This window comes from Acinetobacter sp. YH12155, assembly GCF_013418255.1.
In the GTDB taxonomy this organism is placed as follows: Bacteria; Pseudomonadota; Gammaproteobacteria; order Pseudomonadales; family Moraxellaceae; genus Acinetobacter; species Acinetobacter indicus.
Genome location: NZ_VPCK01000042.1, coordinates 1 through 7599 on the forward strand (window position 1 = coordinate 1; position 7599 = coordinate 7599).

At 52.7% G+C, this 7599-nt stretch carries 7 protein-coding genes and 1 pseudogene; 2 read left to right on the forward strand and 6 right to left on the reverse strand.

Annotated elements, in window-relative coordinates; genetic code table 11:
• Positions 1-143: 143 nt before the first annotated feature.
• Together sul2 and FTU86_RS13520 are read left to right on the forward strand one after the other, a co-directional pair.
• A complete protein-coding gene (gene sul2 / locus FTU86_RS13515; RefSeq protein WP_001043260.1) occupies positions 144-959 on the forward strand; it encodes a sulfonamide-resistant dihydropteroate synthase Sul2 in 816 nt (271 codons plus the stop codon).
• Positions 960-1045: 86 nt separating this feature from the next.
• On the forward strand, positions 1046-1348 hold the full coding sequence (locus tag FTU86_RS13520) for a phosphoglucosamine mutase (protein ID WP_000251875.1): 303 nt from the start codon (positions 1046-1048) through the stop codon (positions 1346-1348).
• A 175-nt stretch (positions 1349-1523) separates the two neighbouring features.
• Here FTU86_RS13520 and FTU86_RS13530 read toward each other — a convergent pair whose 3' ends face one another.
• The 6 genes and pseudogenes from FTU86_RS13530 to FTU86_RS13560 form a co-directional block, all read right to left on the reverse strand.
• The gene (locus tag FTU86_RS13530) at positions 1524-3017 is read right to left on the reverse strand and encodes an IS91-like element ISVsa3 family transposase (RefSeq protein ID WP_001120888.1); all 1494 of its coding nucleotides are present in this window, start codon (positions 3015-3017) and stop codon (positions 1524-1526) included.
• A gap of 210 nt (positions 3018-3227) precedes the next feature.
• Positions 3228-3452, reverse strand: a complete 225-nt coding sequence (locus FTU86_RS13535) for a hypothetical protein (RefSeq protein WP_000743213.1) — start codon at positions 3450-3452, stop codon at positions 3228-3230.
• On the reverse strand, positions 3449-4186 hold the full coding sequence (locus FTU86_RS13540; protein WP_001366550.1) for a recombinase family protein: 738 nt from the start codon (positions 4184-4186) through the stop codon (positions 3449-3451). Before FTU86_RS13540 ends, FTU86_RS13535 begins: the two co-directional genes overlap by 4 nt.
• Positions 4187-4334: 148 nt before the next feature.
• Positions 4335-5501, reverse strand: a complete 1167-nt coding sequence (locus FTU86_RS13545) for a tetracycline-inactivating monooxygenase Tet(X3) (protein ID WP_024160783.1) — start codon at positions 5499-5501, stop codon at positions 4335-4337.
• A gap of 189 nt (positions 5502-5690) precedes the next feature.
• Complete coding sequence (locus tag FTU86_RS13550) at positions 5691-6356, reverse strand: tyrosine-type recombinase/integrase (protein ID WP_168400355.1); 666 nt, start codon at positions 6354-6356, stop codon at positions 5691-5693.
• Positions 6357-6640: 284 nt separating this feature from the next.
• Positions 6641-7471: pseudogene (locus FTU86_RS13560) on the reverse strand (IS91-like element ISVsa3 family transposase); the annotation flags it as partial.
• Positions 7472-7599 lie beyond the last annotated feature (128 nt).

The window sequence follows — 7599 nt, forward strand, 5'->3', positions numbered from 1 at the left end:
GTTCCATTTTAGAGATTTGTTTAAGATAAGATATAACTCATTGAGATGTGTCATAGTATTCGTCGTTAGAAAACAATTATTGTGACATTATTTCAATGAGTTATCTATTTTTGTCGTGTACAGAGATTATTATAGAAGCCCCCATGAATAAATCGCTCATCATTTTCGGCATCGTCAACATAACCTCGGACAGTTTCTCCGATGGAGGCCGGTATCTGGCGCCAGACGCAGCCATTGCGCAGGCGCGTAAGCTGATGGCCGAGGGGGCAGATGTGATCGACCTCGGTCCGGCATCCAGCAATCCCGACGCCGCGCCTGTTTCGTCCGACACAGAAATCGCGCGTATCGCGCCGGTGCTGGACGCGCTCAAGGCAGATGGCATTCCCGTCTCGCTCGACAGTTATCAACCCGCGACGCAAGCCTATGCCTTGTCGCGTGGTGTGGCCTATCTCAATGATATTCGCGGTTTTCCAGACGCTGCGTTCTATCCGCAATTGGCGAAATCATCTGCCAAACTCGTCGTTATGCATTCGGTGCAAGACGGGCAGGCAGATCGGCGCGAGGCACCCGCTGGCGACATCATGGATCACATTGCGGCGTTCTTTGACGCGCGCATCGCGGCGCTGACGGGTGCCGGTATCAAACGCAACCGCCTTGTCCTTGATCCCGGCATGGGGTTTTTTCTGGGGGCTGCTCCCGAAACCTCGCTCTCGGTGCTGGCGCGGTTCGATGAATTGCGGCTGCGCTTCGATTTGCCGGTGCTTCTGTCTGTTTCGCGCAAATCCTTTCTGCGCGCGCTCACAGGCCGTGGTCCGGGGGATGTCGGGGCCGCGACACTCGCTGCAGAGCTTGCCGCCGCCGCAGGTGGAGCTGACTTCATCCGCACACACGAGCCGCGCCCCTTGCGCGACGGGCTGGCGGTATTGGCGGCGCTGAAAGAAACCGCAAGAATTCGTTAACTGCACATTCGGGATATTTCTCTATATTCGCGGTTCAGCAGGCATGTCCCCTTTGAGGGCGACCCGACGACAGGATAATCGACCTTATGGTGCGCAAATATTTCGGCACAGACGGTATTCGTGGCAAAGCCAACGAAGGCGCGATGACGGCGGAAACCGCCTTGCGCGTCGGCATGGCGGCTGGCCGTGTCTTTCGTCGCGGTGACCACCGCCATCGTGTCGTGATCGGCAAGGATACGCGCCTGTCGGGCTATATGCTTGAACCCGCGCTCACAGCCGGTTTCACCTCGATGGGCATGGACGTATTCCTTTTTGGCCCGCTGCCGACAACGTATAGGAAGAATAAACGCCCTTTTCACCCAAGTCCAACAGCTTTGGACCGCAGTTGACTCTTTCGACACCCCTGCGATGCAACCCAATCCGGCTGACGGGGAGCCAGCAACGCTGAAAATTTACCCTCCTCTTTCCCACTAGCGGCTCCTTTTCCGACAACCAGCACGGCGGATCCCTGCCGCGGCGCTGTGAACGCAGCATTTTGATTGGTATCGTTGGCCTTCAGGCTCGTCAGTCAAACAGACCCAGGAGCAGCTCAGCCGGTGGCGCCCGGCTTTCGGGTAACGCCCTGGTCCCGCTGGTTTCGGCTTTGTGCTTCAGGTGATCAAGGATCTGCTTGATCACTATAGGGTCTTCAATGCAGGCGATGACTTTCATGGCGCCGCCGCAGCCGCTGCAGGTCTCGATGTCGATATTGAAAACACGCTTGAGCCGTTGCGCCCATGTCATCGACGCTCGCCGTTGTGCTGGTGTTGCCGGTTCATCAGCCACCCTGACCTTGTTGCCCCTGCCCCGTTTTGCCGGCGTGACCAACGCCCGGTGCCGACTGTTGGGTGCGAACACCCCGTGGAAGCGGGTTAGGTTGACTCTGGGCTTCGGTACCAGGGCGGCCAGCCTTGCAATGAAATCCAATGGTTCGAAAATGACGTGCGTGGTGCCGTCCCGGTACGGCGTCTTGAGCTGGTAGCGCACGTTGCCGCCTCGTGTTAACGACAGCCGCTTCTCGGATACCGCCGGGCGGCTGATGTACCGGCACAGCCGTTCGAGCTTCTTGCGTTCATCGGCCCTGGCCGCCACGCCGGCGTGCAGGCTGGACCCGGCTACCTTGCCAATCCCGTCACCGAACGGATCACCACTGGTCGGCAGAGTTTGCAAAGTGAACACCTTTCGCCCCGCCTGTGAACCGACAGCGATACGGTAAGTGATCGAGTGCCCCAGCAGGGGTGTCATCGGGTCGTCATCCACCGCATCCGAGGCCAGATAGCTGTTTTCGACATCCCGTTCCAGCAGGCCTTGCCGTTCCAGATAGCGACCCACCCGGTGGGCGATGGTGTGCGTCAGCTGGGTGAGCTCTGGGCTGGTCGGCGCCTTGACCCAGCGGAAACGCGCTGAGCCGTGGGATTGCTCGACATACACACCGTCGAGAAACAGCATGTGGAAGTGAACATTCAGATTGAGCGCCGATCCAAAACGCTGGATCAGGGTGACCGCGCCCGTCTTGGCCACTTGGTGGGTATGGCCCGCTTTCTTGACCAGGTGCGTGGCAATGACGCGGTAAACGATGCCCAGCACCCACCCCATGATCTCGGGCCGGCTGGCAAACAGGAAACGCAGCTGAAACGGGAAGCTCAACACCCACTGACGCATGGGTTGTTCAGGCAGTACTTCATCAACCAGCAAGGCGGCACTTTCGGCCATCCGCCGCGCCCCACAGCTCGGGCAGAAACCGCGACGCTTACAGCTGAAAGCGACCAGGTGCTCGGCGTGGCAAGACTCGCAGCGAACCCGTAGAAAGCCATGCTCCAGCCGCCCGCATTGGAGAAATTCTTCAAATTCCCGTTGCACATAGCCCGGCAATTCCTTTCCCTGCTCTGCCATAAGCGCAGCGAATGCCGGGTAATACTCGTCAACGATCTGATAGAGAAGGGTTTGCTCGGGTCGGTGGCTCTGGTAACGACCAGTATCCCGATCCCGGCTGGCCGTCCTGGCCGCCACATGAGGCATGTTCCGCGTCCTTGCAATACTGTGTTTACATACAGTCTATCGCTTAGCGGAAAGTTCTTTTACCCTCAGCCGAAATGCCTGCCGTTGCTAGACATTGCCAGCCAGTGCCCGTCACTCCCACTCGATTGTAAACAAGCACACAAAACCCTTTAGTGACAACAATTTGCAAGAACTATCAGGCTCAGTGCCATGAAAAATACCATGACCAGATCATGAGGTTGAACACGGCTTGCGCCGGCAGCGTTCACGCTCCTGGTCGGCGATCTCGCCCGGCTGCAATGCTAGCTCAGCATCGGTCATGCGCTCCAGCACGTCGCGTAGGCGGATGGTGCAAGGAATGGGCGGCAGCTCGAACTCATAGCCGCCGGCGATCATTTCGGCCGCAATCTCCTCGGTGATGAAAAACGGCTCGTCGTCTTGGTTCGGCTTCTTCATGCCCTTTCCTCCTGGCGCTCATCCTGGCCGACAGCGGCCAGGGCATCGGCTTCCGTCAATGCGTCCTCCACGAACGCGCCGTGCTGCTTCGCTTCGGCCTGGCTGACCTCGGCCCATATCCGTTTCACCTGGGCCGCACTGTACCCGGCCAGCTCGGCGGTCTTGTTGATGCTGTAGCCGGACTTGCGCAGCGCGACAACTTGGGCGCGGCGCTTCGGATCAGCACGGCGGCCCTTGTACCGCCCGGCCTGGCGGGCCAACTCAATGCCTTGGCGCTGGCGTTCGCGCCTGTCCTCGTAGTCGTCGCGGGCCATCTGCAAGGCCAGGCGAAAAAGCATGATCTGCACGGCTTCCAGCACGATCTTGGCGACGCCCTGGGCCTCGGCCGCCAGGTCGGATAGATCGACCACGCCAGGGACGGCCAGGCGTGCGCCTTTGGCCTGTATCGAGGCCACCAGGCGCTCGGCCTCGGGCAAAGGTAGGCGGCTGATGCGGTCGATCTTCTCGGCAATGACCACCTCGCCGGGCTGTAGGTCGCCGATCATGCGCAGCAGCTCAGGCCGGTCGGCGCGTGCGCCGGATGCCTTCTCACGGTAGATGCCGGCGACGTAGTAGCCGGCGGCCTTCGCGGCCGTAGTGATCGCCTCTTGGCGTTCCAAGTCCTGCGCGTCGGTGCTGACGCGCAGATAGACCCGCGCCACCATCGGCGCGGCTACTGGCTTCGTCCTGCGCATACTTGCGGGCTCCTTTGGGCATACTCAAATGCACCCATCTTAAACTGGCAGCTAATGTACAAAAGTTGATAGAAGCACACAAGTTCAATTTTGCACTTCTGCCCCACTATTGCAAAACTGCTTGTTAGTAGCCGTTTTTTCTTACTGTTTATAGATTCAATAATTTTTGAAACGAAAAATTGGGACTAAACATTTCGGTTTCGTTTTCTGTCGATTCGTCCTGCGTATCTTTTGCATAAACAAACATTTGTTGTTCGTAGTTTTCGATGGCATTTTCAATACTTGTAAATTCTCCGTTTGTAAGGTTTTCAGACAATATCAAAGCATCCAATAATCCCGTATTTACACCCTGTCCTGCAAAAGGCGACATCAAATGAGCAGCATCGCCAATCATTGTTATGGGTAATGGACGGTTACTTTTCCAATCATTGTTCAAAGGAAATTTCCTTGTGGGCAAGCATTGAAATGTTGATACCGAACGTATTAATTGTTTGTAAACTTCACTCCATTTGGAAAATCTTTTCAATAAAAAATCGGCAACGCTGTTTCTGTCCTGAAAATCTAAGGGAATTTTATTTTTCCATTCATCGGGCGTTTTAAAACTAATTCCTAAATACAATGCACCATTATTATTGGGATTGGCAAACAATAAAATGCCCTGATGTCCCGCCATTAATCGGTTGCCGTTGCATAGCTGAAAAAATCCGGGACAGTTTATTTCCGGTTGAAGAATATCAGCTTGGATGTTGAAAGTACCGGTTTCTTCAACTTGCGTGTCGGTAACAAAGCTCCTTATTTTCGACATTCCACCATTGGCAAGAATAACCAAATCTGCTGTTTCACTCGGTTTATTCTCAAAAGTTAGTGTCCACTTCTTCTTACCAGGTTCAAGCATAACAAGTTTTCTATCCCAAATAACCGTGTCGTTTTCTAAACTATTCAACAAGATAGCCCTTAAGTCATTTCTGTTTATTTCAGGATTGTCAAATCGATTTTCGGGCTTTACATTTTTTGTGGATAAAATATTGCCTTTTTCATCAGCAATATTTACACCCATTGGTAAGGCTAAGTCATAATAAGTTTGTAACAATCCCGCTTTTTTCATTGCTTCCTGACCTGAACCTTTGTGTAGGTCAAGGGTTCCACCAAAAATTCTTGCCTCTCGGTCGTTGTCTCTTTCGTAAACTGAAACGTCTATGCCGTTTTGCTGTAATAATTTTGCCATAGTCAGTCCAACGGGTCCACCACCAATTATTGCAACGTTCTTATCACTAAGTAAATTCATTTGTTTGTCTGTATCTATTCGCATTGTCATTCAAAAATGGCACATAACAAGTGGCTATACGCCAAATGGCGTATATATCCACTATATCTTATTTTGCTAAACCTTTCATTATCAGTGACAAATCCGTTTTCAACCGTTTACCGTTCGTTTCTACTCTCTCAAAAGGATTTATATTCATAGTGCTTTTTGTTAAGTTTTGCTCAAATATACAAATCCTTTCTATATATCTAACAAATCCATCGGACTTTTTAATTGTTCCATTCCCTTGGTGGTAATATGTGTATAAACCTCAGTTGTTTTACTGCTTGAATGACCTAACAACGATTGAATATAACGTAAACTCGTACCATTCTCAAGCAAATGCGTTGCAAAGCTATGTCGTAAGGTATGTACAGTAACTTCCTTTTGAATCTTTGCTTTTAAAACAGCTGCTTTAAAAATGTTTTGAATACTTCGGCTTGAGTATGCGCCACCTTTTTGACCTTCAAATAAATAATCTTTTGGTTTATATTCCATAAAGTATGTTCTTAAAATAATTAATGTTTTCTCAGATAAAATGGTATAACGACCTCTTTTTCCTTTTGACTGTTCTATACGAATTTGCATGCGCTTGGAGTCAATGTCTTTTATTTTCAGGTTTATACATTCAGAAATGCGCAAACCTGCCGAATAAATAGTCATCAGAATAGCCTTGTGTTTCACGTTTTCAATAGCGCGTAGTACCCGAATGGTTTCTTCTTCACTCATCACAACAGGAAGTGTTTTTTCTTTTTTTGGTCTTTCGATGAAATATGTTTTCCGTTGTCCACCCAAAACACGTTCGTAATAAAACTTAATCGCATTGATTGCCTGGTTTTGATAAGATATTGAAACTTTTCGCTCCATAACCAAATGTCGGAGAAATGATTGTATATGTCCTTCATTCAATCGATCGACGTATAGGAAGAATAAACGCCCTTTTCACCCAAGTCCAACAGCTTTGGACCGCAGTTGACTCTTTCGACACCCCTGCGATGCAACCCAATCCGGCTGACGGGGAGCCAGCAACGCTGAAAATTTACCCTCCTCTTTCCCACTAGCGGCTCCTTTTCCGACAACCAGCACGGCGGATCCCTGCCGCGGCGCTGTGAACGCAGCATTTTGATTGGTATCGTTGGCCTTCAGGCTCGTCAGTCAAACAGACCCAGGAGCAGCTCAGCCGGTGGCGCCCGGCTTTCGGGTAACGCCCTGGTCCCGCTGGTTTCGGCTTTGTGCTTCAGGTGATCAAGGATCTGCTTGATCACTATAGGGTCTTCAATGCAGGCGATGACTTTCATGGCGCCGCCGCAGCCGCTGCAGGTCTCGATGTCGATATTGAAAACACGCTTGAGCCGTTGCGCCCATGTCATCGACGCTCGCCGTTGTGCTGGTGTTGCCGGTTCATCAGCCACCCTGACCTTGTTGCCCCTGCCCCGTTTTGCCGGCGTGACCAACGCCCGGTGCCGACTGTTGGGTGCGAACACCCCGTGGAAGCGGGTTAGGTTGACTCTGGGCTTCGGTACCAGGGCGGCCAGCCTTGCAATGAAATCCAATGGTTCGAAAATGACGTGCGTGGTGCCGTCCCGGTACGGCGTCTTGAGCTGGTAGCGCACGTTGCCGCCTCGTGTTAACGACAGCCGCTTCTCGGATACCGCCGGGCGGCTGATGTACCGGCACAGCCGTTCGAGCTTCTTGCGTTCATCGGCCCTGGCCGCCACGCCGGCGTGCAGGCTGGACCCGGCTACCTTGCCAATCCCGTCACCGAACGGATCACCACTGGTCGGCAGAGTTTGCAAAGTGAACACCTTTCGCCCCGCCTGTGAACCGACAGCGATACGGTAAGTGATCGAGTGCCCCAGCAGGGGTGTCATCGGGTCGTCATCCACCGCATCCGAGGCCAGATAGCTGTTTTCGACATCCCGTTCCAGCAGGCCTTGCCGTTCCAGATAGCGACCCACCCGGTGGGCGATGGTGTGCGTCAGCGGCACTGTTGCAAATAACCACGAATGGTAAGCTGAAGACTGTTTTAGCTAAAGGTGCAGCATATGAATCCTTTCCATGGTCGGCATTTTCAGGGCGAAATCATTCTTTGGGCTGTGCGCTGGTATTG

Bases quoted from the DNA above. Each gene is read 5' to 3' on its own strand.
- sul2 (WP_001043260.1), top strand. From the start codon at position 144: ATGAATAAATCGCTCATCATTTTCGGCATCGTCAACATAACCTCGGAC.
- FTU86_RS13520 (WP_000251875.1), top strand. From the start codon at position 1,046: ATGGTGCGCAAATATTTCGGCACAGACGGTATTCGTGGCAAAGCCAAC.
- FTU86_RS13530 (WP_001120888.1), bottom strand. From the start codon at position 3,017: ATGCCTCATGTGGCGGCCAGGACGGCCAGCCGGGATCGGGATACTGGT.
- FTU86_RS13535 (WP_000743213.1), bottom strand. From the start codon at position 3,452: ATGAAGAAGCCGAACCAAGACGACGAGCCGTTTTTCATCACCGAGGAG.
- FTU86_RS13540 (WP_001366550.1), bottom strand. From the start codon at position 4,186: ATGCGCAGGACGAAGCCAGTAGCCGCGCCGATGGTGGCGCGGGTCTAT.
- FTU86_RS13545 (WP_024160783.1), bottom strand. From the start codon at position 5,501: ATGACAATGCGAATAGATACAGACAAACAAATGAATTTACTTAGTGAT.
- FTU86_RS13550 (WP_168400355.1), bottom strand. From the start codon at position 6,356: ATGGAGCGAAAAGTTTCAATATCTTATCAAAACCAGGCAATCAATGCG.